The sequence below is a fragment of the Pediococcus sp. AC40 genome, assembly GCF_030252485.1.
Taxonomy (GTDB): Bacteria; Bacillota; Bacilli; order Lactobacillales; family Lactobacillaceae; genus Pediococcus; species Pediococcus acidilactici.
The window spans coordinates 1,218,075-1,239,048 of sequence record NZ_CP127012.1 but is presented as its reverse complement, the minus strand read 5'-3'; the positions used below and the strand labels follow the sequence as shown (position 1 = coordinate 1,239,048).

Sequence of the window (20,974 nt, the reverse complement as noted above, 5' to 3'; positions counted from 1 at the left end):
ATTATTTAAACTATAGTTATATTATTAACTCATCAAGTAATTAGGCAATAAAAAACATACCCATCAATGGCAACAACTTTGGCGAGGAATTGCGGTGGTAGTGGGCTTTAATTGCTTATTTAATATGGCTTTATATTAAACTATAGTTTAAAAAAAGTCAACAAAACTTGATAAATTAGTTTAAAAATTAGGGGGGTGATTTTGTTGCCAGAAACAAAAGGCGGGCGTGATGCCATTATTGAATTTTTAAAGTCAGAAGGAATTAGCTCCCGTAGTCTCGCAAAAACTTTTAACGTATCACATTCATATATGCAGAAAGTACTGAGCGGAGAAAACCACGGGCCAAGCGCTAATAAATTAATTTTAAAAATAATTGACGCTTTTAAAATCTAGGAGAAAAAATAAAAGAATTTTACCAAAAACTGGCATTTTCTCAGATTTTTATACATGTATATAGGTGTGGGACAAGAAAGAAGGAAATAAGAATGAACGAATTAGTAATCATGAAAGACCAACAAGCAGTAACAACCAGCTTACAAGTAGCAGAAGTGTTTGGAAAGCGACATGATCATATTTTGCGGGATATTTCTCAGATGAAACAAGATGTCCCCAATTTTGGGGAGATGTTTTCGGAAGGCACTGAACCAGATTCTTATGGGCGCGATCGAAAAGTGGTCTATATGAACCGAGATGGATTCACGTTGTTGGCAATGGGATTCACTGGTAAAAAGGCCTTAGGATTCAAACTTAAATACATTGAAGCTTTCAACCAGATGGAAAAAACCATTAAGGCAGAACGTATTCAATTACCCAAAACGCCAATGGAAGCATTGAAATTGATGTTTGATGCAACAGAAGAAACCAATAACAAGGTAAACCGAATCGGTAGTGACGTTAAGTATTTGAAGGATAATCAGCGCTTGGATGTGGGCGAATATGGATACATCTCACGCCGTGTTTCGGAAAAAGTTAATGAATATATCAAAATTCACGGACTGGCATTAACAGCTGCACAGCGTAGCAAGTTGTTTAAGGACATCAACAGAGGACTTAATGAAGTAACTGGAATTAAGACGCGGTCGCAATTACGTCAGAAAGACTTTGAGAAAGCCAATGAATTCATCAATAACTGGCAACCATCTACCGCAACAGTCCAGATCATTAAAGAGATGAGTAAGGTTCCAGCGGGGCAAACAACCTTAGGAGAGTAAGGAGGTAGCAGAGGTGGCTCAAATTGTTGAAGCGAACATTAAGTTCGAGATACCAGCTGACAAAGTTTTAGTTGACCGTATCGAATGGGAAATCACCAAGAAGAAAGCGGAGGCTCACGAAATTTGGAAAATGGACGACTTGAAAAGCTACATGCTCAATAAGAGCACTCAATGGATTACCGCTAACGTCTTAGCTAATCCACATTTATACAGACAATTGCAAGAGCTTCGTGATAAGGGGGCACTTGGTGGCGGTGGCAAAGGTGGTACATGGTGGATGTTTGCCGATGAAATCAAGGAATTTATTGATGATAACAAAGAAGTGATTATGAGGGGGAATTAGCAATGAGAATTCTGATAGCAATGTTGGTAATAGCAGGGATGGCCTACGCATTTGGTCGTTTTGGATTTAATTCATTTTTCGAGTAAGGAGGTGTGAAGACAATGAAATATCTAAGTAAAGAAGAGGTTCTTGCAAATCTCCAAAAAGAAAACCCCTACAAAGTAGAGGTTTTAAAAGTTATTCACATAACCACCAGAAAAGGAGATGGATCAACAGAAAATCCAGTTAGGTTTGTTGAACATTATTACTCAAGTGAAGATGGTCAATTACTTTTTGAAACAGAATGACCACGTCCAACTGGCGGGTTAGCAATTTTTAATTGTAGCAGAATATTTTGAATTAAAATATCTAGATAAATTTTAACTTCATCCAGTGTTCTGCGCGCGTCAAAGTCTTCTGGTCTGTCCCAATGAGTGAAGTCATTTCCAAAATAACGAACTACATCAGATGCATTAAAAGCTGCTATGTTTCCATTAAAAAAATGTGATATTGCATCGTTTAATTTGTATTTCGAAATTTGCTCTTTACTTTCTCCAGAATATTTCAATGCCCAATCTTTTATTAATATTTCAGCACAAGCGCGATAACCTGAGCCGGCCAAATCTAGATAACCATTTTGTTCTGCATTATATGCAGCATTGTAAGATTCAACGAAGCGAGGTGAGCACTTGGTTATAGCAGAATCGAATTCTCTTTTTAGACTATTTGGTGATACTGATAAAAGATTCCAGTGATGATTTTCGCCTTTTTGAATCACAATAAATGACCAACGTGAACAATAAGAACATTGTAGTGATATGAAAGCGACATCACCATCTTTAAACGCTCTGTGTCCCTCAATATAAAAAATAGGGTTATTTGAAACCGAGCACCTAGGACATAATGATGGAATTTCAATTTCCGCAGAGGGCATCCATTGTAGTGTTGATCGATAATTAAATACTTTAGTTTCCAAAAAATTTCACCTCCTTTCTATATCGATTATACAAGAAAGAAGGAACCTATAAATTATGAATCAAAATAAAAAGCCTGCTACAGCAATAGCAGGCCAAAAATAATAAAACACCTTAGGGAGAGTGTACCACATGAACAATAAACAGTTAAGCGCAAGCTTAGAAAGAGCTTGGGAAACAGAACGTGAAAACAAAGAAACCGAAGCTTTATTTGAAGGGAGCAAACATGATGAAGATTGATGAGTTAGAAGCTAAACGAAGCAAATTAGATCGTAAATTGCGCAAGTTAAAGCACGATAAAGAAGGTATCAATATTCAAATTGACGAGCTTCGTGATCGGATTAGTGAGGTCGAACAAGAGGAGCTCAACTTATTTCAAGGACGTGAATTACAGACCGCTACTTGGCGCTATGTTCGAACCGAAAGCAATCCTAGCAAACCAACGTGGTGGCAAGTTACGAAGGCAAACAATGCGAAGCCTAAAGAAATTGTGCAGTCACTTTCTGGAATTGATGAGGCGTTAGTAAAACAAGAGCCTAACTTATCAGCAATTAAACGCATGGTTGCCGAAGGTCGATTTGTTCCATCAAAAAACGGGCAACTAGTCGACACGGAAACTGGAGCACTAATCCCTTATGTAGCACGACAAAAACCAGACAAGTTATCAGTTAAGGCGGTGGACTAGATGGCAACAACTAAAACAAAAGAAGAGGTTAAACCTAAAACATTGTACCAAAAACTACAGACAATCCATGCTAGTGCAAAGTATGTGCAGAAATCGCAACGATCAACGCAGTACAGCTATGCCGGTTCATCGGACGTCTTGGGACAGATCCACGAATTAATGGACCAAGAAGGCGTGCTACTGATTCCTCGAATCACGAGCAAAAATGTAATGACTAGCTCAAATAAGAAAGGTGCAGTGGTGTACTTTACCGAGCTGATTATGACGATGACGTGGATTAACAGTGATAACCCCGAAGAAACAATCGAATGCCCATGGTATGCGCAAGGTGTTGACACAGCAGGTGAAAAGGGCGTTGGTAAGGCACTAACTTACGGTGAAAAGTACTTTCTACTTAAGTTTTTCAATATCGCAACCGACGACATGGATCCCGATTCGTTTCAAAAAAATGTTGAAAGCAAAAAACAACCTGACCCGATTTCTAACGAACAAAACGAAACATTAACGGCACTATTTAAGGCAATGGCAACCGCCACTGGTAAGCCAGAGGCCGTAGTTAAATCGGCGTATCTAAATAAGGCACATGTTGCCCATATCAACGACTTAAATTACGAGACAGCTAACCAGATGATCGTACTTGTAACCAAGCAACTGGACCACGTCAGCAAAACACAGGAGGGGCACCATGATTAATCGAACAATACTAATAGGACGTTTAACTAAAGATGTTGAGCTTCGCCACACAGCTAAAGGCGATGCGGTAGCTAGTTTTACCGTGGCAGTTAACCGACAGTTTACCAACTCACAGGGTGAACGTGAAGCAGATTTCATCAACTGTGTAATGTGGCGGAAAGCAGCGGAAAACTTTGCTAAGTATACACACAAGGGTTCATTGGTAGGTATTGAAGGGCGGATTCAAACCCGTTCGTACGAAAACCAACAAGGACAACGAGTTTATGTAACTGAAATTGTGGCGGATAACTTCTCACTGCTAGATTCGAAACCAAAAGGCAACCAGCAAAATAACGCACGGCCAGCATCAACGCCGGGAGATCCATTCGCTAATGGCGGACAGTCAATTGATATTGGTGACGACGATTTACCGTTCTAGGGATGATTAGATGCAGAGAGCGAGAGCGGAACAACGAGGCAAAGACTTGGTTATTCATCTAGAACAACCGCTAAATCAAGATCATATCCAGACCGTTAGTGGGTCACAGAGTGAGTTTTATATTGATTTCGAGGTTGCAGACCCGCGGAAAGCACGAGTACAACAGCGACGATTATTTTTCGCCCTGCTGCATGACATTGAAACGTACTTCGTAGTACCCGCGGAATTTCTGAAATCAATGTTCTATACACAATACGAATATTACACCGCGGGTAAAAAAATCAGCTTATCAGACCACACAGAATCAACGGTCAGCGATGCTAACCAGTTGCTAGACCTGGTCATCGATTTCATGTTCGAATGGCGAGTACCGTTTAAAAAAGGCTACGAATTGCTACCACGAGAGGAGCAGTACTTCATTTATCAATGCTGTAGACATCGGGTCTGTCTTATTTGCGGAAAGTATGCAGATATCCATCATGTGGACGTGGTCGGGCGAACGAACCGAAATAAGATTGACCATTCAAAACGGCATGTACTACCGCTTTGCAGAGTGCATCATGGCGAAATTGAAAGTATTACATCAGCTAAGTTTGCCGCTAAGTATCACGTGCCAGTAAACGGTATCAAATTGAGTGTCGAAGATTTAAAACGATTAAAAATCAGGGGGAATTACGATGAAGCTTAGTGAAAAACCACTAAATACAGAAATAGATCAACATATGCAAAATATTTACAAATTAAAGGGGCAGAACCTTTTAATACTGGAGCAATCCTTAAAACTTGCAAATGAAATAGTTGAAGAAATGCAGAAAAAAGGAGCTTCTTATCTTGAAATACAAGAAGCCCTGATATTAGTTGACAATTGGCTTTATTCAAAAGCAATCAATCAGAAGTTATAAGGAATTGGGAATTAAAGGAAACTATGGGGGTGATTGATTGGCACAACGAAGGATGTTCAGTAAGAAAATAACCGACACAGACACGTTCTTAGACATGCCGCTATCATCACAGGCATTGTACTTTCACCTTAATATGCACGCCGATGATGATGGTTTCGTTTCGAACGCCAAAACAATTAAAAGAATGATTGGTTCAAGCGATGATGATTTGAAATTGTTGTTAGCTAAGCAATTTATATTTGCATTTGAATCCGGGGTCGTAGTTATCAAGGATTGGAAAATCCACAACTATATCCGCAAGGATACCTACAACACCACGATTTACGGCGATGAAAAGGAACAATTAGAGCAGGATGAAAATGGTGCGTATACGTTACGTCCACGGGCCGTCGACGACCCGTCACCACAGGTTAGGTTAGGTAAGGATAGGTTAGGTAAGGATATAAATAATAGTTCATCTGACGATGAACAACCATCCCTTGAACAAGAATTTGAAGCAGTCTGGAAAGACTACCCGAATAAAACAGGTAAGAAACAAGCTTTCAGTCATTACAAGGCTTGGAGACGAAAGAGCGCCAATAATACTAACGAGTATCTATTGGAACGGTTGGCACTCTATAAACAAGACCTAGCTATTAATACGTGGAAACGACCGATGAATGGATCTACTTGGTTTAATGGACGTTTTGATGATGAATATCAAACGCGACAACAATCTAATGCACAGAGAGGGTCTTCGTATGGCGGGGTTGAATTTTGAACTTTTAAAGCATGTTAAAAAGACAAACGAATACTGCCAAATTCATCCCGACCAAAAGTTATTAATGTTGGCTAACCATGAGCCTTTCTGTCCTAGATGCGTTGAGGAGAAGCGTAGGCATAAAAATAACGAGTTAGTCACGATAGGTGCATTGCGGAACTACAAGCGTGGCTTCCATGATGTGCTACGAAAAGATTCGATCATTGATGATGAGGACTTGTGGCAGGCGAGCTTTGACAATTACGAGGTTGAAGCTGGTAGTGAAGCGGAGAGTAACTTAAAAAAAGCTAAGCGAATTGCATACAGGTATATGGATCGCAATTACCAAGCTAACACCATCATTACTGGTAAGCCGGGGGTTGGTAAGTCGCATTTAGCAATCTCCATGCTTAAGGGTGTCAATGAGAACATCAAGCCTAACGCTTCCTGTTTGTTCATTTCGATAAACGAGATGATGCGAAAGATTAAGGATTCGTTCGAGCATCGGGATAGCTACTACACCGAATCTCGCATGGTGGACTTGCTTGGTAAGGTTAGCTTGCTTGTATTGGACGATTTGGGCAGTGAGGCGTCGTTTAAGCGGGAATCAAGAGAAGCAAGTGAATATGTACAGCAGGTACTGTTTGGCGTCTTAAACAAGCGGAGCCGGACGATTATCACTACTAATTTGAGCAGTAAGGAACTATCGGAAATATATAACCCGAAATTATTAAGTCGGATGTACAAGGGTGTCGTTAAGAACGACGCAATTATCAAATTTGAAAAAACAGAAGATAAAAGGATGGCGATTTTCTAATGTGTAAATTATGTGGCGGTACGCAGATTGTGTACCAAACGAATGGAGCAATTATGCAGGTGATGCCCTGCCCGAATTGCAATGTAGAATACCGAAAGGAAAAGGAGCGTGAAGCTAATGTGGCGTTTGGTCGGGATTAATAGCAAGGAAGTATACGGCGAAAGCGAACATAAGTCGGACCTGCATAAGTGGATGCTTAAGAACTACACAAAATATGAGGGTGACCGTAAGGATAGCGTTTACATGGACATGCCGGAGCCCATGCGCTATGTAAAAGCAGGCACAGCTGTTAAACAATCCGATATTGAGCAAGAGTTATTGGATCGTGGCGACTACGAAGGTTTTCGCAAAGCTCGCGGATTGAGCATCTCCAAAGTTAAAAAGCGTAAGTATATTGGTGAGATTAGCATGATGAAGCACAAGATGAAGGTTGCCCGGCAAAAACTAATTCCAGAAATGCTTGATAAGGGTCTTAGCTATGCTGACATTGCATGGAAGCTAGGTGTAGAGGTCCAGAAGATTTATTCAGATTTGCGGGAACTCGGAATTGAAATTAAAAAAGATAATAGTAAGAGGACACCTAAGACGTGGACTAAAAAAGAAGACGCGTTTCTGATTGCCGAAAGAAGCAAGGGTGCAACATTCGATGAAATTGCCGAAAAATTAGGCATGGTAGGATATAACGTCGCTAGTCATTGGTACAAGGTATGTAAAAAGAAGGTGTCCTCAAGTGATTAAGCTAGTAATTGATGGCGAACCAGTAGCCGCTAGTAGACCGAGAGTGACGCGGAAAGGTTGGGCGTACATTGCCCCGAAATACAAGGCATATAAGGACAATGCACATTTGACCGTAAGAAATCAATACAAAGGCGAACCACTAATGGGCGCACTGAAAGTTAAGACTACGTTTTATCGGTCGGTACAGAAAAGCGTATCAAAGGCTGAACGTAATAGAAGGCTATCTAACGAGCATAGACCCATCTTTAAACCTGACATAGATAATCTATTTAAAGCAGTCACAGACGCGTGCACAGGCGTTGTCTGGCACGATGACAACCAGATAGTGAGCGTTGAGATGGAAAAAATGTATGCCGAAGAGCCTAGAGTTGAAATGGAGGTTGAAGAGTTATGACGGCAGAGGAAATTGTTAGAGAAATCTACGGCAACAATTACACGATTGATGATTTAAAACGTATTGAAAAAGCCGTAGTCGACGAACAGGAACATTGGCGGAAAAAGAAATTTAAAAAGGAGAATGAAAAAGATGTACTTGATTAAGATCACAGGAACTAATAGATATTATCGTAGGCTAGGAAATCAAGTCCACCAATACGTGGGTATTGAAGATGCCACAGTATTCAGAAAATGGAAGCAAGCAAAACAGAAGGCGGACATCTTACACGCGGCTATTAGTCCGATTGGCGAACAGGTCAACTTCGAAGTCGAACAGCACAAGTTCTACATATTGAAGAATAAGGACGATAAAGGCTACATGAACCAAGTGTCATGGACAGCACCGAAAGAAGAAGCCAAGCTGTTTGCTGAAAAAGAAGCAGCGTTAAAGGAAGCTGAAGAAATTGCGATCGGCATGGCGAAGGTAGGCATTGATGTGGAATTTGAACCGGAGGAAATCTAATTATGTTCATGTTGTGGTATTTCTCATGTGTATTTTGGCTGTTGCCAGCAGTGTTAATCGGGCATGCGGTCCATAGCGGACTGATTGGCGTAGCAATCTTTATAGCAGCGATTATTTTACAAACGTGGATTAGTGGAATCGCTTATCTGATTAGGGGGAGAAAAAATGATTATTAAAATTAACGAAGATTACCAGATTAAAATTGAGAGTCACAACAATCACACCTTGTTGAAGTTCGTCAGAGATGATTCTGGGGCGATTAAGTTAGACAAGGACAATTTACCTGTCATGAAGCAACTTGGTTTCTATCCGAGTGTCAGGCACGCTCTTAACGCTGCCATTCATTTAATGATCCGTGACAACAACGATGTGATGGAATTGTCGCAGTATTTAGATGAATTGGACCGACTAGAAGAGCAATTTAAGCCAGTATTAAAGAGATTTAAGGAGGGCGATTAATAGTGGATATTGAAGAAGTTAAAGAAGAGCTAACAAAGCGCATGGTGGAAGCACATTCAGATTATATTGAAGACCCTGTGGGTGGGGAATATCAAGAAGGGTATGCCTCAGGTTGTGATTACGCAATTAAACTTTTAGAAAATTTGCAAGAAAAGAAAGTAGTTATTCCAAAGTTTGTTGCGGATTGGATTGAAAAGGCAAAAGCATATTATGGCGATGAAGTAAATCTGTTGGAAATTATTTTTTGGATACGCAATCATGCTGGTAGTACAGAATCACATTATGAATGGCTAAACGATATAAGCAACCAAAAACTATTGCTTAATGCAATTGCCAATGGTTACGAGGTTGAAGAACCAAGACGTGTAGTTAAGTTAAAAGGAATACACGGTCTTAGGAAGTACGTTCGATTAGATGATGAAGGAAAGGTAATTTTAGGCCTTGTGGGCAGTGATGGAATTACGGGTGGTGCTCTCACAGAGGAGGAAGCTAAAGAAAAGTGGCCGGAGTTTGAAAATTACAACAACGCTGGATTGCTTGAGTTTGAGGAGGTAGAAGACTAATGGATTGGGAAACAGAAATGCAGAAATTACAGGATGAACAGGCAAAGTTAATGAACAAGTTTGAAAGAGTATTGCGTAACATTAACCGGCATGATGATGATTTCGCGAAAGAATTAAGACAGATAACGGAAAAATTAATCAGTAATAATGTCGAGATAAATGCGATGTACCGCTAATTATAGAGAGGGAAGAAAACCAGCAGAAAAGAAAGCCGTAATATCAACGTTTATAAGGCGTTTTAATTAAAGCCAGTAGGAAGCCTGTAGAAAAACGGAGGAATAGTAAATGACTGAAATAAATCCGATTCAAAAATTAAATGAATTTTCAAAATATGAAATCCCTAAAAGTCGTATGACTGTGGGGTTACAAAATAAATATAGATTTCCTAATGATTATGGTGCAAGCCTGATATACGCTCCGGGTAGTTATGGTTTGGAATTAGCTGTGTTAGATTTTAGTGTTAACCCAGAGGGCGATCTAGAATACGGTACACCAATTACTAACGATGTACTTGGCTATTTGACCTGGGAAGAAGCTGTGGAAGCCTTAATTAAAATTAAAGAACTACCGAGCAATAAAATGGAGGGCGAATAATGTTAAAGAAATTTCGTAAGACAGCAACGATTAAAGCAGAACAGTTCGATGGTTCGGCAGAGATGATAGAAAAATATGGAATTGTGAAAGAAAACTTTGTAATTGACGGTTGGGGTCCTACGTTTTCAATACCAACCCTTGAAGGCGGTTTGGCTATCAATATAGGTGACTGGATTGCTACAGGCGTCGATGGTGAACATTGGCCAATCGCGGATGACATTTTCAGGAAGACTTATGAAGAGGTGAGATAAATAAAGGTAAGATATGTTTGCGCTAATTTTGAAAACAAGGTAAAACGAATATTGGAAAGATGGACCCAATACTTATGTCAGTACCATAAGGGGGAAGCAAAGGACGTTGGGAACGGATTTTCGGCACGTATTGTCCTTGATGACCGTGGCTATAAAGTGATTTTCAAAAAAGAAAATGCAGTTGTTGATAGCTTGAGAATTAAATATTGCCCATTTTGTGGCAAGAAACTAGAGTAACGGGTAAATTAACATAGATGAATGATGTCAACAAAAAAGAGCACCTCGTAGACGTGCCCTCGATCTAATAATCTCAACAATATTATTATAGCAGGAGTGACGGGGCATGGCATTATTACCAGAATTAGATAAAGAACAGACCAAGTATAACGCAAGAAAAATATTGTCTAAATATCGTAAGTACAAAGCTTACATAAATGCTCCAATTAACCCGAAAGTTACCTCCAGCTTTGGCGATGGGGCACCAAGTGCAACGGCACCAGCTCCAGAATATGTTGAGCAAAGAATGATTAATGCCGAAAAAGGTAAAGTGTTCTGTAAATGGGTAGATTGGGCGATCAACAGTTGTAGAAAGTATCATTACCGTGAGTTGCTTAAAATTGTCTATTGTGAAGGCTATGAGGAAGATCACGGCTACTACATGGACGCGTTAATGCAACGACTGCCCAACAGGTATTACAACATGTCATCGACTACTTATTTTAATTGGCATGAAGCAGCACTATTAGATGTAGCTGAAAGGCTGGAGTGCCAAGCTTTTGTAAAATAAAAAAAGTGGAGTAAATCTGGAGTAAATTTGGAGTAAAACTTGAGTACTTTTGGAGTTAGTATCCGTTATATTGGTAGTATCGAAAGATGTAAGGCAGATGGTTCGGCGAACTTCCGTTTCAACAAATTCAATCAAGGAAAGGCATGTTACATTTGTCGCAAGGTTCGATTCCTTGCTGTCTTATTACCGGTGTGTTTGACGTCGTAGTTGGTAGTCACGGATAAGCAAACACAAAAGAAGTCTGGTGGAGATACATAAAGGCCAGCATAAGTCCTACTCGGAAACCATCGGGGACAACTACCAGGTGAGATGTGGCGGAATAGGTAGACGCTATCCGAAGCTAAGGTTGAAAGAAGCCAAGAACAAGTAGGAGAGTACAAAATCCAGTATATGTAAGGTGCAAATCCTTACCATCTCATTCTTATAACTAAGGTCACATGACGCTATCGTTGTGTGGCTTTTTATTTTGTCCTAAAGGAGGTGTGGTGATATGTAATGAAACTAACAGCTAAACAAAAGAAGTTTGCGGATAACTACATCAAGACTGGCAATGCTACTCAATCAGCTATTGATGCGGGCTATAAGAAGAGTTCAGCACAACAAATTGGTTCAGAAAACTTGTTAAAACCTGTGATTAAATCGTACATCGATAAAAAGATGCGAGAGATTGAATCAGACCGCATTATGGGGGCACAGGAAGCTTTAGAATTCCTTACTAATGTAGTTAGAGGCAAGGAGCTTGAAACGAAGGTGGTCACCACACAGTACGATGTAAGCACGGTGAAGGTGCCGGCTGATGTTAAAACCAAGATTAGTGCTGCTAAAGAGATCCTTAAACGTTATCCTGACAACGATAAGTTGCTTGAACAACAGATTAGAAAGATTACCGCGGAAGCTGATATAAGTGAGTACAAAGCCAAAGTAATGACCGATGCTACAAACTTAGAAGATAAGACAGTGATTGTGAGTGATTTGCCAGATGAATAAGGTAATTAAACTTAGTGACTTAATACAACCGCACTTTTACAAGTTTTTTAATTCCAACAAGAATTATTTCATTCTCAAAGGCGGGCGTAATTCGTTTAAGTCCAGTACCATTAGTCTTAAGTTGGTTATGATGATGAAGCAACAGATTCAGCGCAATCACAAAGCCAACATAGTTTGCGTTCGTGAGAATGCTGTTAATTTACGTGATTCAGTTTTTAACCAGATTAAATGGGCAATTGATATGCTGGGTATGACTAGTGAGTTTAGATCTAGTGTTAGTCCTATGAAAATTGAACACATACGTACAGGTTCTACTTTTAGATTCTATGGTGCTGACAATCCAGAAAAGCTTAAGTCGAACACGATTAGCAATGTAATTGCACTTTGGTACGAAGAAATAAGCAACTTTAAGAGCGGTGAAGTATTTGACCAATCTAACAGTACTTTTGTACGTCAAAAAAGCCCGTTCGTAGATGCCGTTAAGATATTCTACTCGTTCAACCCCCCTAAAAGTAAATATAATTGGGTTAACCAATGGGCAGAAGAGATGGCAGGAGACCAGGACTATTTCATTGATACGTCTGATTACACTATGGATAGGCTAGGTATTATCCAGCCTGAACAACTGCGCATGATTGAGAAATACAAGCAGAATGACTATAACTATTATTCATGGCTGTACTTAGGTAAATCAATCGGTATCGGTAACAATGTGTACAACATGAAGTTGTTCCACAAATTGCAAGAGATACCAACCGATGATGAGATTAAATCATTAGCCGTTGGTTTGGATGCGGGGCACATTAATTCGGCTACGACAGCCGTTGTTATTGGCTTGACGTCTAAAGGAAAAGTGATCGTGTTAGACACTTATTACTATAGTCCGCACAACAAAGCAAATAAGAAGGCGCCTAGCGACTTAGTCCCCGAGATTAAGTCTTTTTTAGATTCCGTACAAAAACGGTATGGGAACAAGCGATACATCAAGTTAACGATTGATTCAGCAGAAGGTGCTATGCGAAACGAATTCGTAAAGGAGTTTAATTTGCGTTGGCACGGAGTGATTAAGAAAAAGGAAGCTGAAATGATTGACTTCGTGTCTAACTTATTGGCTCAAGGACGAGTTTATTATTTGGATAATGAAGACAATAAAATCTTTATTGACCAGCATGAACGTTATTCATGGGATGATAAGACTTTTGAACTGGACGAACCTAAAGTTATTAAAGAAGACGACCATACGTGTGACGCATTTAAGTACATCATTATGGACCTAGCTTCCAAACTAGGACTTAAGCAAGGCAATAAAGCCGCAGTATTGAGAAATGATTATATTTAAGGAGGTGGTCTTATCCAAGGAATTAATGAAAACATATTAGTAACTGATAACAATACGCTGGTATTTCCAGCAGACAAAGAGTTGACGGGACAAGATGTATTAGATTTTATCTTGCAACACATGATGATTGCAGAACACTATAAAAGTTTGCGAAAAGATTACATCGGCGATCATGACATCTTGCATAAAGACACGCACCGCGGTAACCGCCCGGATAACCGATTAGTAGCTAATTTGGCACACTATATTGTTGAAACGTTTAACGGATTTTTTATTGGAATTCCACCCAAAATTACGCTTGATGATAAGCAAGATAACGAAAAATTAAAGCAATGGAACGACAAGAATTCATTTCAAGATAAGCTATCCGAGATTAGTCGGCAAGTAGATATCTATGGTCGTTCGATTGCTTTTTTGTATCAAGATGAGAATAGTGAGACACGAGTGCAGTACGCAAGCCCGTTATCCGCTTTTATCATCTACGATGACACAGTTGACATGAACCCGATTGCGTTCATTAATTACTATTACATCAATAATCGACTCCATGGGCAAGTCATCACAAATGATATTAAGTATGATTTGTCTGACACGTTCAAGATGGATGATGGTGAAGTTAATCAGTTCGGTACAGTTCCGGCCGTTGAGTTCTTTCAAAACGAAGACAGGCAAGGCGTTTTAGATAATGTGCAGACGCTGATTGATGCGTTGGATAATACGTTAAGTCAAAAAGCTAATCAGGTCGAATATTTTGACAATGCCTATTTAGCAATGCTTGGCGTGCAACTTGAAGAGGACGAGGAAGGTAATCCTAAGCTTAATCTTGAAGGGCAACAAGTTATCTATTCGCCAGATGCCGATGCAACTAATGCTAGATTAGAATTTCTATCTAAGCCCGATGGCGATAACATGCAAGAAAATCTGATTGATCGAATTACTAATCTGATTTATCAAATCAGCATGGTATCTAATCTCAACGATGAGGCTTTTGCGGGAAATAGTTCGGGCGTGGCAATGCAATACAAATTATTGCCAATGCGTAACTTAGCAATGAATAAAGAACGTAAGTTTACTCAATCATTAAGACAACTCTACAAGCTATTGTTTAGCGTTGGAACGGTATTGAGTGACAGTAAGCAAGATGCTTGGCAAGACTTATCATTTAAATTCTCACAAAACATCCCAGCCAACCTTGCCGATGAAGCTGCCACTGCTAAGAATCTTGAAGGAATTACCAGCAAGGAAACGCAATTATCGGCGTTGTCAATTGTCGATGATCCAAAAGAAGAAATTAATCGCATGGAAAAAGAACAAGCTGATTCAATTAAGAACTCACTTGAAGCTACAGGCAATTTGACCGACCAACAGAAAGCTGGTGTAGACGGTGGCGAAGAAGAATAGTGATGATTATTGGAAGCAGCGTGAAGCCAATGAACGCAAGTGGATTGAATCTAACATCAAAAACGATAAGGACTTCGATAAGCTCCTTCAAGAGCACTATGACACTCTGTTAGATAGCATTAACAAGGATATCAGTGAGCAGTACACACGTTACGCAAAACGTGAAGGATACACGCTTGCCGAAGCTCGTAAAAAGGTGGCTCAAGAAGACGTCCAAGCGTTTTCTAACCAAGCCAAAAAGCTGGTAGCAAAGGCGAGAGATATCTTCAAAAAGAAAGGCAAAGTAGAATATGCCGACTTTTCAGACGAGGTCAACACTCGGTTACGCCTCTATAACGCTACAATGCGAATTAACCGTTTGGAAATGCTTAAAGCCCAAATTGGTTTAGAAATGATTGATAACAATATGGATATATACAGCTCAATGACTGACAGGCTCAACAATGAGTACGTAGACGAGCTAAAACGACAGGCTGGTATCTTATCAGATTCAGCTGGAGCAGTTAAAGCAGCTGAAACGTCTAGCATTGTAATGGCGTCTACGGGCAATGCTAATTTTAGCGAACGATTATGGGCTAATAGCGACGTTTTTAAAGCTAAGCTTGACCAATTGCTAACCAAACAGATGGTGCAGGGATTGAATCCGAGGGTGATTGCACGATATTTGAAGTCTTATCTTAAAGATGAGGTTAACAATGCTAGATATGTAACTGAACGTTTAGCACGGACTGAATCAGCTAGGGTACAGACACAGGCGCAGTTGAGGAGCTTTAAGAAGTACAATATTAAAACCTGTAAATGGCACGCAGAACCTTCTGCCTGTAAGATTTGTCTTGAGATTGCATCCTATAACGACGGCGTTTATTCGGTCGATGATGTTCCAGATTTACCTGTGCATCCCAATTGTAGATGCAGCATTTCGGCTTGGCATGACAAAACTAATAGCGATGACTAATTACGGTTACCGCTATTTTTATGCTCTTTTTCCTGTTTGCAGAGCTAAAAGAACAACTGAGTAGCCTCCCAAGGCTTTAAATGCGAGCAAAAGGAGAAATCGTTATGAAACTAGAAGAAAAATTACCAATGAACTTACAATTCTTCGCTGAACCATCAGATGATAGTGGCAATGCTACTAATGATAATCTTGATCCTAATGCAGACACCCATGCTAGCTCGGAAGATGCACAAAGACAACAAGAGGAAAACGAAGAAGAAAATGGCAAAAATAAAAATATCGATGGCGATAAAACCGTTGAGAAACTCAAGAAGCGTCTAGATTCTAAAACAGCTGAAAACCATGACTTGAAGCAAAAGTACGATGAACAATCTCAATTGCTTGATGATTTGAAGTCCGGACGCAAATCAATCAAGGAGCTTTTTTCTGATGACAAAAAGTCAAAGGAAGAAACTGAAAAAGATAATGAGATTGCTAAGTTAAAGGCTGAAATCGCCCGTACTAAAGCTATCAATGAAACTAATGCAGTCTTTAAAGACCAAGGCTTAGTAGTGAGTGATGACGTCCTTAACATGGTTGTAGGCAATGGTACTGATAATGACGCTATTTACGAAAACGCAAAGGCGTTGACAGGCTTGATTAATAACATTAAGGAAGATACTAGAAAAGAGTTTATGAAAGGATCGACACCACGAATCAGTGGCAAGAAATCAGCTAAGGTTTCGACAAAAGATTTTGATCAAATGACATTGGCTGAAAAGGTTCAACTCCTTGCAAACGATCCCGACAAGTTTAATAAATTAACAGGAGGAATTAAATAATGGCAGATACAGCCCCAACAAAAATTGCAGATTTAACAAACCCAGAGGTATTAGCACCGATTGTGTCCTATGAATTACAGAAGGCACTTCATTTTTCACCATTAGCAAATGTAGATACTACTTTACAAGGTCAACCAGGGACAACATTGAAGTTTCCTAAGTTTACCTACATCGGCGATGCACAAGATATTGGTGAAGGTGAAGCTATTCCGCTTGATAAATTAGGGACAGAAACGCAAGAAGCAACCATTAAGAAGGCTGCTAAAGGGACTTCTATTACTGACGAAGCAGTGCTTTCAGGATATGGAGACCCACTCGGCGAATCGACTCGTCAATTAGGTTTGTCGCTTGCCAATAAGGTTGATGACGACGTATTGGAAGCTGCTAAGACAGCAACTCAAACAATCACGTTCGATCCAACAGTTGATGGCATTCAAGCCGCGCTTGATATCTTTGATGATGAAGATGACAAGGTAGTAGTGGCAATTATGAGCCCTAAGGATGCAGCTAAGGTTCGTAAAGATGCTATGGCACAAAAGCTTGGTTCAGAAGTGGGCGCCAACCAATTAATCAACGGCACATACCTTGACGTATTAGGTGTTCAAATTGTGCGTTCTAAAAAGTTAAAAGAAGGCGAAGCAGTATTTATCAAGGTGGATCCAACTAAGCCAGCTCTTAAGTTAATCATGAAGCGTGGTGTGCAAGTTGAAACTGACCGAGACATTACTCGTAAGACAACCATCATGACAGCTGACGAACATTATACAGCTTACGTTTACTACGACAAGAACCTTGTCTACTCAGCCCCAAAAGTGTAAACCCACCTGCTAGCGGGATTACAGCTAGTCAAAAAACGTTGTCCGAAAAGGTGGGGGACACTAAAGATATTACAATCACTAGTGATCCAACAGATGCGAGTGATGCTGACGCCGTAGTTAAGGCTACTACAGCTACATCAAGTGATGAGACTGTTGCCACGGTTGTCAAAAAGAGTGATGGGACGTTTACTGTAGCGGGCGTTAAGGCTGGTACAGCAACTATCACGTTCACTAGCGGCAAATTGACCACAACATTAGCGGTAACAATCACTGACGCCGTCTAGGGGGTGGTCAAATGGATGAAACAGAAGATTTGAAGAATCTTAAAGTGTTGTTAGCAATGGAAGGTGATAACAGTAGGGACACCTTACTGAATTTAATCCTCAAAAACACCAAAGCATCGCTTAAGATTAAGCTTCATCGCAAAGCTAAGGACGATGTACCAGCAGAGCTTAATTACATTCTGTTAGAGGTGGCTGTGCGGCGCTTTAATCGGTTTAAAAACGAAGGTATGACTAACTATTCGCAAGAAGGTGAAACAATCACTTTCAAGGATAGTGATTTCGATGACTTTTTAGATGATATTGCCGATTGGCTATCGGACGAAGAAGATAAGCCTACATCGTTAGGTAAGGTTAGTTTTATTTCGGGATACCAAGGGAAGTGATGGGATGCGATTTACAGACAAGGTTCAATTTTACAAATTGAATGACCATTATGACCCCGATAATCCCAGTGGAGAGCCAGTTAAGGTTGGGGAAACTGTTGCCAACGTGACACATCTGGGCTTGACCCGGGCACAGCAACTGTTTGGAGACATCGATACCGATAGGCTGGTGGTACGCCTGATTAAGCCGTATGGCATTGATTGGGACGTGCTGACTGTTAATGGTGGAGATACATTCTATAAGCTCCAGACTGGTGTACATCCGCTTAAGATAATGGGTTTCATTGTGGGGGAAACACAAAATGAGTAACTATAATTTTTCGATCAAAGGTCAAGACCTTTTAATTAGAAAATTGAAGCAAAAAGCTCAAAAAGGTGCAGTTAAAGCTATTGTTAAATCCCATACTGCGAACATGGAGAGCAAAGCACAAGAGTTAGCCCCTGTTGATACAGGTAATCTAAAACGCGGTATCAGTTCACAATTACTAAAAGGCGGAATGGCAGGAGCCATTATTTCTTCTGCGGAATACTCGGGGTACCAAGAATTTGGTACTCGTTTTATGGCTGCTCAACCATACATGGGTCCGGCTTGGCGAAAGGAACGGCCACTATTTTTAAGCGATTTGCATAATTTAGTAAGGTAGGTGGTTAATATCAGAAAATCACCAGCACAAGACGTCTACGATCGCTACTTCATGCTTTCCCGGAAAATGGGATACGACACATACGACTACTTGCCACCTGACAAGGTCAAATATCCGTTCGTCGTAATGAGTAGCGTCGAAGATAACAAAAATAACACCAAAACAGAATTGACTGGATCAATCGTGCTAACCATTGATTGTTGGGGCACACCGAAACAGCGTTTAACCATTACAGATATGGTTGAGCGCTTTTTTTATGCCTCAATCGGACACATCAACACAGAAAGCTACGCGTATTACGGGCAAGCTCAACAGCAATCAACCCGCATTTTGATTGACACCAGCGTACCTAATTCAACTTTATTGCATGGAATTGTAACGGTTGAACTACAGATTCAATAGAAAGGAAGGAAGAATAAATGCCAGAAACCAAAAATGATAGCGTGCTTAAGTTCTCCGGTGACGATGTTGTCGGTTACGTTCGTAAGCTATCCAATGCCAAAACAGAATCAGCACAGTTAATCCCTGGGCAAACCTCATTTGAGATTGACTTCAAGCGAGATGCCGACACGGAAGACACAAAAGATGGAGGATTCCAAACTAGTTCTTCGTTGGAAACGGATGTGGAAATCGACTTCATTAACAACACTTCGAAAATTGCCGACCAGCTCATTGATTCAATTATGAATAACGAGGTTATGGAGATTTGGGGTGTTAATCGGAAGCGTAAAAACAAAGATGGTAAGTACTATGCGTGGTACATGCGTGGTGTTGTTTCTGAAGACGACAACTCCAACGATGCAGGCGACAAGTCCGAACGCGACGTGTCGTTTGCGATTCAAGGCGTGCCACAACGGGGCTGGTTAACGTTGTCTGCTGATCAACAAGCCGAATTGGATTATATCTTCCGCGGTCTGGATCAGGTCACAGACGGCGAGGATGGCACCGAAAGCAACGGCGGAACTCCATGGGAAGATGCGGACGCTGGGACAAACGTGCCTGACGCAACACCATCGTCAAAATAGAAGCCCCAGTGGGAGTTTCTAGTACACCCACTAAAAATGGGGCTCTTGTACAAGCACATTAAAAGGAAGGACATATTATGGCAGATAGAACTAATCAACATTTGGTTATCTATGACAAGTCTGGTACTAAGAAATTTGAAGGAAAGGTTGGAGAAACAACGGTCGCAATTACTGGACTGGATGCAGGAACTGTCGTTGCAGATGGTGACTATCAGATCGTTTGGAACGACGGTACTAACGAATCAAACAAAGTAGACGTTCCAGGATTTACAGTTTTGTCACCAGTGCCAGATGAACCCGCCGAGGTCACAGTTGACCCAACCAGTGATGGAGCGAATGTTTCTGCACAGTAGGTGATTAAATGAGTACAGATCGTGCACATCAACATTTGGTTATTTTTGACAAAACAGGAGTTAAAAAATTCGAAGGAGATATTGGTAAAAAGACAGTGGCAATTACTGGTATTGAACCAGGAACATCAGTAGCCAATGGCGAATACCAAGTTGCATGGAGCGATGGCACAAGCCTATCTAGAAAGGTAGATGTGCCCGGCTTTACTGTAATAGTACCAGTTACAGGAATAACGTTAACTAAAAGTGAACTATCAATGACTGTTGGCGACCAAACCTATATTGGAGCAGTAATTTCACCGCCTAATGCAACCAATCAAAAAATTGCCTGTTCATCTACAGACGAAGCGGTGGCAACGTTTGATTACACAGGATTAGTTGTGGCAAAAGGTGTTGGTAAGTCAACGATTAAAGCTACAACCGTTGATGGTGGTTATTCCGCAGAATGCGTGGTTACAGTTACCGAAAAATAAAACTCAGTCGCCAACGAAATGAACAATACCTACGGGGGCGGCAATTAAAGGAGTAATAAGACATGGAAATTACAATTGGAAAGCAAAAACAAGAATTGAATTTTGGAGTACGTTTCGTAAATGAACTTGATAATGTAATCGGAGTTAAACGCGATGGAATTTCGTTGGGCTTTGGATTGACAAAGAGTATTCCAGCTTTACAAGCCTACGATACAGCAGTACTGGCTCAAGTCCTATACTGTGCGACCTTCCCTAATTCACCACGGGCAAGCCTCGAATCAATCTATGATTTTATTGATAATCCAGACACTGATATTGAAGGACTATTCAAAGAAGTTAACAAAGAACTTAAAAAGGCTAACGCAGTTAAGTTGGCATTAAAAAACATGAAAGCCTAGATGGCAAACGAAAAAGATCAAGCGATGAAGAATATCGCGAAATCA

The 20,974-nt window shown here is 40.4% G+C and carries 38 protein-coding genes; 37 read left to right on the top strand and 1 reads right to left on the bottom strand.

Annotation, left to right across the window (positions count from 1 at the left end):
• The first annotated feature begins 204 nt into the window (after window positions 1–204).
• From NL111_RS06035 to NL111_RS06020, 4 genes are all read left to right on the top strand, one after another.
• Entirely contained in the window at window positions 205–393 is a 189-nt protein-coding gene (locus tag NL111_RS06035; protein ID WP_201197922.1) for a helix-turn-helix domain-containing protein, read from the top strand.
• 92 nt (window positions 394–485) lie between these two features.
• Window positions 486–1,211 (top strand): Rha family transcriptional regulator, encoded by a 726-nt coding sequence (locus NL111_RS06030; RefSeq protein ID WP_243909992.1) that lies wholly within the window; start codon window positions 486–488, stop codon window positions 1,209–1,211.
• 13 nt (window positions 1,212–1,224) lie between these two features.
• Complete coding sequence (locus NL111_RS06025) at window positions 1,225–1,554, top strand: DUF771 domain-containing protein (protein ID WP_285110054.1); 330 nt, start codon at window positions 1,225–1,227, stop codon at window positions 1,552–1,554.
• Between the two features lie 101 nt (window positions 1,555–1,655).
• Window positions 1,656–1,841: a hypothetical protein gene (locus NL111_RS06020; protein WP_053905901.1), complete on the top strand. Its 186-nt coding sequence runs from the start codon at window positions 1,656–1,658 to the stop codon at window positions 1,839–1,841.
• On the opposite strand, the gene NL111_RS06015 is transcribed toward NL111_RS06020, so the two are convergent.
• Window positions 1,817–2,509 carry a DUF4145 domain-containing protein gene (locus tag NL111_RS06015; protein WP_053905900.1) on the bottom strand — a complete coding sequence of 231 codons (693 nt, stop codon included), beginning with the start codon at window positions 2,507–2,509 and terminating at the stop codon, window positions 1,817–1,819. The two genes, NL111_RS06020 and NL111_RS06015, sit on opposite strands and share 25 nt — an antisense overlap.
• A gap of 224 nt (window positions 2,510–2,733) precedes the next feature.
• On the opposite strand from NL111_RS06015, the gene NL111_RS06010 reads away from it, so the two are divergent.
• The 33 genes from NL111_RS06010 to NL111_RS05850 all read left to right on the top strand — a co-directional run bounded on the left by NL111_RS06010 (window position 2,734) and on the right by NL111_RS05850 (window position 20,929).
• The gene (locus tag NL111_RS06010) at window positions 2,734–3,192 is read left to right on the top strand and encodes a chromosome segregation protein SMC (RefSeq protein ID WP_235019139.1); all 459 of its coding nucleotides are present in this window, start codon (window positions 2,734–2,736) and stop codon (window positions 3,190–3,192) included.
• Complete coding sequence (locus tag NL111_RS06005; protein WP_285110053.1) at window positions 3,193–3,885, top strand: ERF family protein; 693 nt, start codon at window positions 3,193–3,195, stop codon at window positions 3,883–3,885.
• The gene (ssb, locus tag NL111_RS06000; RefSeq protein ID WP_285110052.1) at window positions 3,878–4,303 is read left to right on the top strand and encodes a single-stranded DNA-binding protein; all 426 of its coding nucleotides are present in this window, start codon (window positions 3,878–3,880) and stop codon (window positions 4,301–4,303) included. Before NL111_RS06005 ends, ssb begins: the two co-directional genes overlap by 8 nt.
• A gap of 10 nt (window positions 4,304–4,313) precedes the next feature.
• The gene (locus tag NL111_RS05995) at window positions 4,314–4,991 is read left to right on the top strand and encodes a putative HNHc nuclease (protein ID WP_241531674.1); all 678 of its coding nucleotides are present in this window, start codon (window positions 4,314–4,316) and stop codon (window positions 4,989–4,991) included.
• Window positions 4,981–5,205 (top strand): hypothetical protein, encoded by a 225-nt coding sequence (locus NL111_RS05990; RefSeq protein ID WP_098040711.1) that lies wholly within the window; start codon window positions 4,981–4,983, stop codon window positions 5,203–5,205. Before NL111_RS05995 ends, NL111_RS05990 begins: the two co-directional genes overlap by 11 nt.
• Window positions 5,206–5,242: 37 nt before the next feature.
• Window positions 5,243–5,965, top strand: coding sequence for a hypothetical protein (locus NL111_RS05985; protein ID WP_285110050.1), 723 nt, complete (start codon window positions 5,243–5,245; stop codon window positions 5,963–5,965).
• Window positions 5,946–6,761 (top strand): ATP-binding protein, encoded by an 816-nt coding sequence (locus NL111_RS05980; RefSeq protein WP_285110049.1) that lies wholly within the window; start codon window positions 5,946–5,948, stop codon window positions 6,759–6,761. Before NL111_RS05985 ends, NL111_RS05980 begins: the two co-directional genes overlap by 20 nt.
• A gap of 117 nt (window positions 6,762–6,878) precedes the next feature.
• Window positions 6,879–7,499, top strand: coding sequence for an RNA polymerase subunit sigma-70 (locus NL111_RS05975; RefSeq protein ID WP_285110048.1), 621 nt, complete (start codon window positions 6,879–6,881; stop codon window positions 7,497–7,499).
• Window positions 7,492–7,893 (top strand): RusA family crossover junction endodeoxyribonuclease, encoded by a 402-nt coding sequence (locus NL111_RS05970; protein WP_285110047.1) that lies wholly within the window; start codon window positions 7,492–7,494, stop codon window positions 7,891–7,893. The genes NL111_RS05975 and NL111_RS05970 overlap by 8 nt, the downstream gene beginning before the upstream one ends.
• Window positions 7,890–8,039: a hypothetical protein gene (locus NL111_RS05965; protein WP_285110046.1), complete on the top strand. Its 150-nt coding sequence runs from the start codon at window positions 7,890–7,892 to the stop codon at window positions 8,037–8,039. Before NL111_RS05970 ends, NL111_RS05965 begins: the two co-directional genes overlap by 4 nt.
• Window positions 8,026–8,397 (top strand): N-acetylmuramoyl-L-alanine amidase, encoded by a 372-nt coding sequence (locus NL111_RS05960; protein ID WP_285110045.1) that lies wholly within the window; start codon window positions 8,026–8,028, stop codon window positions 8,395–8,397. The genes NL111_RS05965 and NL111_RS05960 overlap by 14 nt, the downstream gene beginning before the upstream one ends.
• A gap of 41 nt (window positions 8,398–8,438) precedes the next feature.
• Entirely contained in the window at window positions 8,439–8,573 is a 135-nt protein-coding gene (locus NL111_RS05955) for a hypothetical protein (protein WP_285110044.1), read from the top strand.
• Window positions 8,563–8,856, top strand: coding sequence for a hypothetical protein (locus tag NL111_RS05950; RefSeq protein WP_159219780.1), 294 nt, complete (start codon window positions 8,563–8,565; stop codon window positions 8,854–8,856). Before NL111_RS05955 ends, NL111_RS05950 begins: the two co-directional genes overlap by 11 nt.
• Window positions 8,857–8,858: 2 nt before the next feature.
• Window positions 8,859–9,419 carry a DUF1642 domain-containing protein gene (locus NL111_RS05945; RefSeq protein WP_285110043.1) on the top strand — a complete coding sequence of 187 codons (561 nt, stop codon included), beginning with the start codon at window positions 8,859–8,861 and terminating at the stop codon, window positions 9,417–9,419.
• Window positions 9,419–9,595 carry a hypothetical protein gene (locus NL111_RS05940; protein ID WP_159219778.1) on the top strand — a complete coding sequence of 59 codons (177 nt, stop codon included), beginning with the start codon at window positions 9,419–9,421 and terminating at the stop codon, window positions 9,593–9,595. The genes NL111_RS05945 and NL111_RS05940 overlap by 1 nt, the downstream gene beginning before the upstream one ends.
• Before the next feature lie 109 nt (window positions 9,596–9,704).
• Window positions 9,705–10,013, top strand: coding sequence for a hypothetical protein (locus NL111_RS05935; RefSeq protein ID WP_285110042.1), 309 nt, complete (start codon window positions 9,705–9,707; stop codon window positions 10,011–10,013).
• Window positions 10,013–10,264, top strand: coding sequence for a hypothetical protein (locus tag NL111_RS05930; RefSeq protein ID WP_285110041.1), 252 nt, complete (start codon window positions 10,013–10,015; stop codon window positions 10,262–10,264). Before NL111_RS05935 ends, NL111_RS05930 begins: the two co-directional genes overlap by 1 nt.
• A 343-nt stretch (window positions 10,265–10,607) precedes the next feature.
• Window positions 10,608–11,051, top strand: coding sequence for an ArpU family phage packaging/lysis transcriptional regulator (locus NL111_RS05925; protein ID WP_285110040.1), 444 nt, complete (start codon window positions 10,608–10,610; stop codon window positions 11,049–11,051).
• Between the two features lie 495 nt (window positions 11,052–11,546).
• Entirely contained in the window at window positions 11,547–12,038 is a 492-nt protein-coding gene (locus tag NL111_RS05920; protein WP_285110039.1) for a terminase small subunit, read from the top strand.
• Complete coding sequence (locus tag NL111_RS05915; RefSeq protein ID WP_285110038.1) at window positions 12,031–13,377, top strand: PBSX family phage terminase large subunit; 1,347 nt, start codon at window positions 12,031–12,033, stop codon at window positions 13,375–13,377. Before NL111_RS05920 ends, NL111_RS05915 begins: the two co-directional genes overlap by 8 nt.
• An 81-nt stretch (window positions 13,378–13,458) precedes the next feature.
• Complete coding sequence (locus tag NL111_RS05910) at window positions 13,459–14,778, top strand: phage portal protein (RefSeq protein ID WP_285110037.1); 1,320 nt, start codon at window positions 13,459–13,461, stop codon at window positions 14,776–14,778.
• Window positions 14,762–15,733, top strand: a complete 972-nt coding sequence (locus NL111_RS05905; protein ID WP_285110036.1) for a minor capsid protein — start codon at window positions 14,762–14,764, stop codon at window positions 15,731–15,733. Before NL111_RS05910 ends, NL111_RS05905 begins: the two co-directional genes overlap by 17 nt.
• A 104-nt stretch (window positions 15,734–15,837) precedes the next feature.
• On the top strand, window positions 15,838–16,554 hold the full coding sequence (locus NL111_RS05900) for a capsid assembly scaffolding protein Gp46 family protein (protein WP_285110035.1): 717 nt from the start codon (window positions 15,838–15,840) through the stop codon (window positions 16,552–16,554).
• The gene (locus tag NL111_RS05895) at window positions 16,554–17,372 is read left to right on the top strand and encodes a N4-gp56 family major capsid protein (protein ID WP_285110034.1); all 819 of its coding nucleotides are present in this window, start codon (window positions 16,554–16,556) and stop codon (window positions 17,370–17,372) included. Before NL111_RS05900 ends, NL111_RS05895 begins: the two co-directional genes overlap by 1 nt.
• A gap of 17 nt (window positions 17,373–17,389) precedes the next feature.
• The gene (locus NL111_RS05890; RefSeq protein ID WP_285110588.1) at window positions 17,390–17,656 is read left to right on the top strand and encodes an Ig-like domain-containing protein; all 267 of its coding nucleotides are present in this window, start codon (window positions 17,390–17,392) and stop codon (window positions 17,654–17,656) included.
• A gap of 11 nt (window positions 17,657–17,667) precedes the next feature.
• Window positions 17,668–18,039, top strand: a complete 372-nt coding sequence (locus NL111_RS05885) for a phage head-tail connector protein (protein ID WP_285110033.1) — start codon at window positions 17,668–17,670, stop codon at window positions 18,037–18,039.
• A 4-nt stretch (window positions 18,040–18,043) separates the two neighbouring features.
• Window positions 18,044–18,349: a hypothetical protein gene (locus NL111_RS05880; protein WP_285110032.1), complete on the top strand. Its 306-nt coding sequence runs from the start codon at window positions 18,044–18,046 to the stop codon at window positions 18,347–18,349.
• Complete coding sequence (locus NL111_RS05875) at window positions 18,342–18,683, top strand: HK97-gp10 family putative phage morphogenesis protein (RefSeq protein WP_285110031.1); 342 nt, start codon at window positions 18,342–18,344, stop codon at window positions 18,681–18,683. The genes NL111_RS05880 and NL111_RS05875 overlap by 8 nt, the downstream gene beginning before the upstream one ends.
• Window positions 18,684–19,085, top strand: coding sequence for a hypothetical protein (locus NL111_RS05870; protein WP_285110030.1), 402 nt, complete (start codon window positions 18,684–18,686; stop codon window positions 19,083–19,085). It abuts the gene before it with no gap.
• A gap of 17 nt (window positions 19,086–19,102) precedes the next feature.
• Window positions 19,103–19,708, top strand: coding sequence for a phage major tail protein, TP901-1 family (locus tag NL111_RS05865; RefSeq protein WP_285110029.1), 606 nt, complete (start codon window positions 19,103–19,105; stop codon window positions 19,706–19,708).
• Window positions 19,709–19,785: 77 nt separating this feature from the next.
• Complete coding sequence (locus NL111_RS05860; RefSeq protein WP_285110028.1) at window positions 19,786–20,061, top strand: hypothetical protein; 276 nt, start codon at window positions 19,786–19,788, stop codon at window positions 20,059–20,061.
• 8 nt (window positions 20,062–20,069) lie between these two features.
• On the top strand, window positions 20,070–20,531 hold the full coding sequence (locus NL111_RS05855; RefSeq protein ID WP_285110027.1) for an Ig-like domain-containing protein: 462 nt from the start codon (window positions 20,070–20,072) through the stop codon (window positions 20,529–20,531).
• Between the two features lie 62 nt (window positions 20,532–20,593).
• Window positions 20,594–20,929 (top strand): tail assembly chaperone, encoded by a 336-nt coding sequence (locus NL111_RS05850; protein ID WP_008842043.1) that lies wholly within the window; start codon window positions 20,594–20,596, stop codon window positions 20,927–20,929.
• Window positions 20,930–20,974: the final 45 nt, after the last annotated feature.

Bases quoted from the DNA above. Each gene is read 5' to 3' on its own strand.
- NL111_RS06030 (WP_243909992.1), top strand. From the start codon at position 486: ATGAACGAATTAGTAATCATGAAAGACCAACAAGCAGTAACAACCAGC.
- NL111_RS06020 (WP_053905901.1), top strand. From the start codon at position 1,656: ATGAAATATCTAAGTAAAGAAGAGGTTCTTGCAAATCTCCAAAAAGAA.
- NL111_RS06010 (WP_235019139.1), top strand. From the start codon at position 2,734: ATGATGAAGATTGATGAGTTAGAAGCTAAACGAAGCAAATTAGATCGT.
- NL111_RS06005 (WP_285110053.1), top strand. From the start codon at position 3,193: ATGGCAACAACTAAAACAAAAGAAGAGGTTAAACCTAAAACATTGTAC.
- ssb (WP_285110052.1), top strand. From the start codon at position 3,878: ATGATTAATCGAACAATACTAATAGGACGTTTAACTAAAGATGTTGAG.
- NL111_RS05995 (WP_241531674.1), top strand. From the start codon at position 4,314: ATGCAGAGAGCGAGAGCGGAACAACGAGGCAAAGACTTGGTTATTCAT.
- NL111_RS05990 (WP_098040711.1), top strand. From the start codon at position 4,981: ATGAAGCTTAGTGAAAAACCACTAAATACAGAAATAGATCAACATATG.
- NL111_RS05980 (WP_285110049.1), top strand. From the start codon at position 5,946: ATGGCGGGGTTGAATTTTGAACTTTTAAAGCATGTTAAAAAGACAAAC.
- NL111_RS05975 (WP_285110048.1), top strand. From the start codon at position 6,879: ATGTGGCGTTTGGTCGGGATTAATAGCAAGGAAGTATACGGCGAAAGC.
- NL111_RS05965 (WP_285110046.1), top strand. From the start codon at position 7,890: ATGACGGCAGAGGAAATTGTTAGAGAAATCTACGGCAACAATTACACG.
- NL111_RS05960 (WP_285110045.1), top strand. From the start codon at position 8,026: ATGTACTTGATTAAGATCACAGGAACTAATAGATATTATCGTAGGCTA.
- NL111_RS05950 (WP_159219780.1), top strand. From the start codon at position 8,563: ATGATTATTAAAATTAACGAAGATTACCAGATTAAAATTGAGAGTCAC.
- NL111_RS05940 (WP_159219778.1), top strand. From the start codon at position 9,419: ATGGATTGGGAAACAGAAATGCAGAAATTACAGGATGAACAGGCAAAG.
- NL111_RS05935 (WP_285110042.1), top strand. From the start codon at position 9,705: ATGACTGAAATAAATCCGATTCAAAAATTAAATGAATTTTCAAAATAT.
- NL111_RS05930 (WP_285110041.1), top strand. From the start codon at position 10,013: ATGTTAAAGAAATTTCGTAAGACAGCAACGATTAAAGCAGAACAGTTC.
- NL111_RS05925 (WP_285110040.1), top strand. From the start codon at position 10,608: ATGGCATTATTACCAGAATTAGATAAAGAACAGACCAAGTATAACGCA.
- NL111_RS05920 (WP_285110039.1), top strand. From the start codon at position 11,547: ATGAAACTAACAGCTAAACAAAAGAAGTTTGCGGATAACTACATCAAG.
- NL111_RS05915 (WP_285110038.1), top strand. From the start codon at position 12,031: ATGAATAAGGTAATTAAACTTAGTGACTTAATACAACCGCACTTTTAC.
- NL111_RS05900 (WP_285110035.1), top strand. From the start codon at position 15,838: ATGAAACTAGAAGAAAAATTACCAATGAACTTACAATTCTTCGCTGAA.
- NL111_RS05895 (WP_285110034.1), top strand. From the start codon at position 16,554: ATGGCAGATACAGCCCCAACAAAAATTGCAGATTTAACAAACCCAGAG.
- NL111_RS05885 (WP_285110033.1), top strand. From the start codon at position 17,668: ATGGATGAAACAGAAGATTTGAAGAATCTTAAAGTGTTGTTAGCAATG.
- NL111_RS05880 (WP_285110032.1), top strand. From the start codon at position 18,044: ATGCGATTTACAGACAAGGTTCAATTTTACAAATTGAATGACCATTAT.
- NL111_RS05875 (WP_285110031.1), top strand. From the start codon at position 18,342: ATGAGTAACTATAATTTTTCGATCAAAGGTCAAGACCTTTTAATTAGA.
- NL111_RS05865 (WP_285110029.1), top strand. From the start codon at position 19,103: ATGCCAGAAACCAAAAATGATAGCGTGCTTAAGTTCTCCGGTGACGAT.
- NL111_RS05860 (WP_285110028.1), top strand. From the start codon at position 19,786: ATGGCAGATAGAACTAATCAACATTTGGTTATCTATGACAAGTCTGGT.
- NL111_RS05855 (WP_285110027.1), top strand. From the start codon at position 20,070: ATGAGTACAGATCGTGCACATCAACATTTGGTTATTTTTGACAAAACA.
- NL111_RS05850 (WP_008842043.1), top strand. From the start codon at position 20,594: ATGGAAATTACAATTGGAAAGCAAAAACAAGAATTGAATTTTGGAGTA.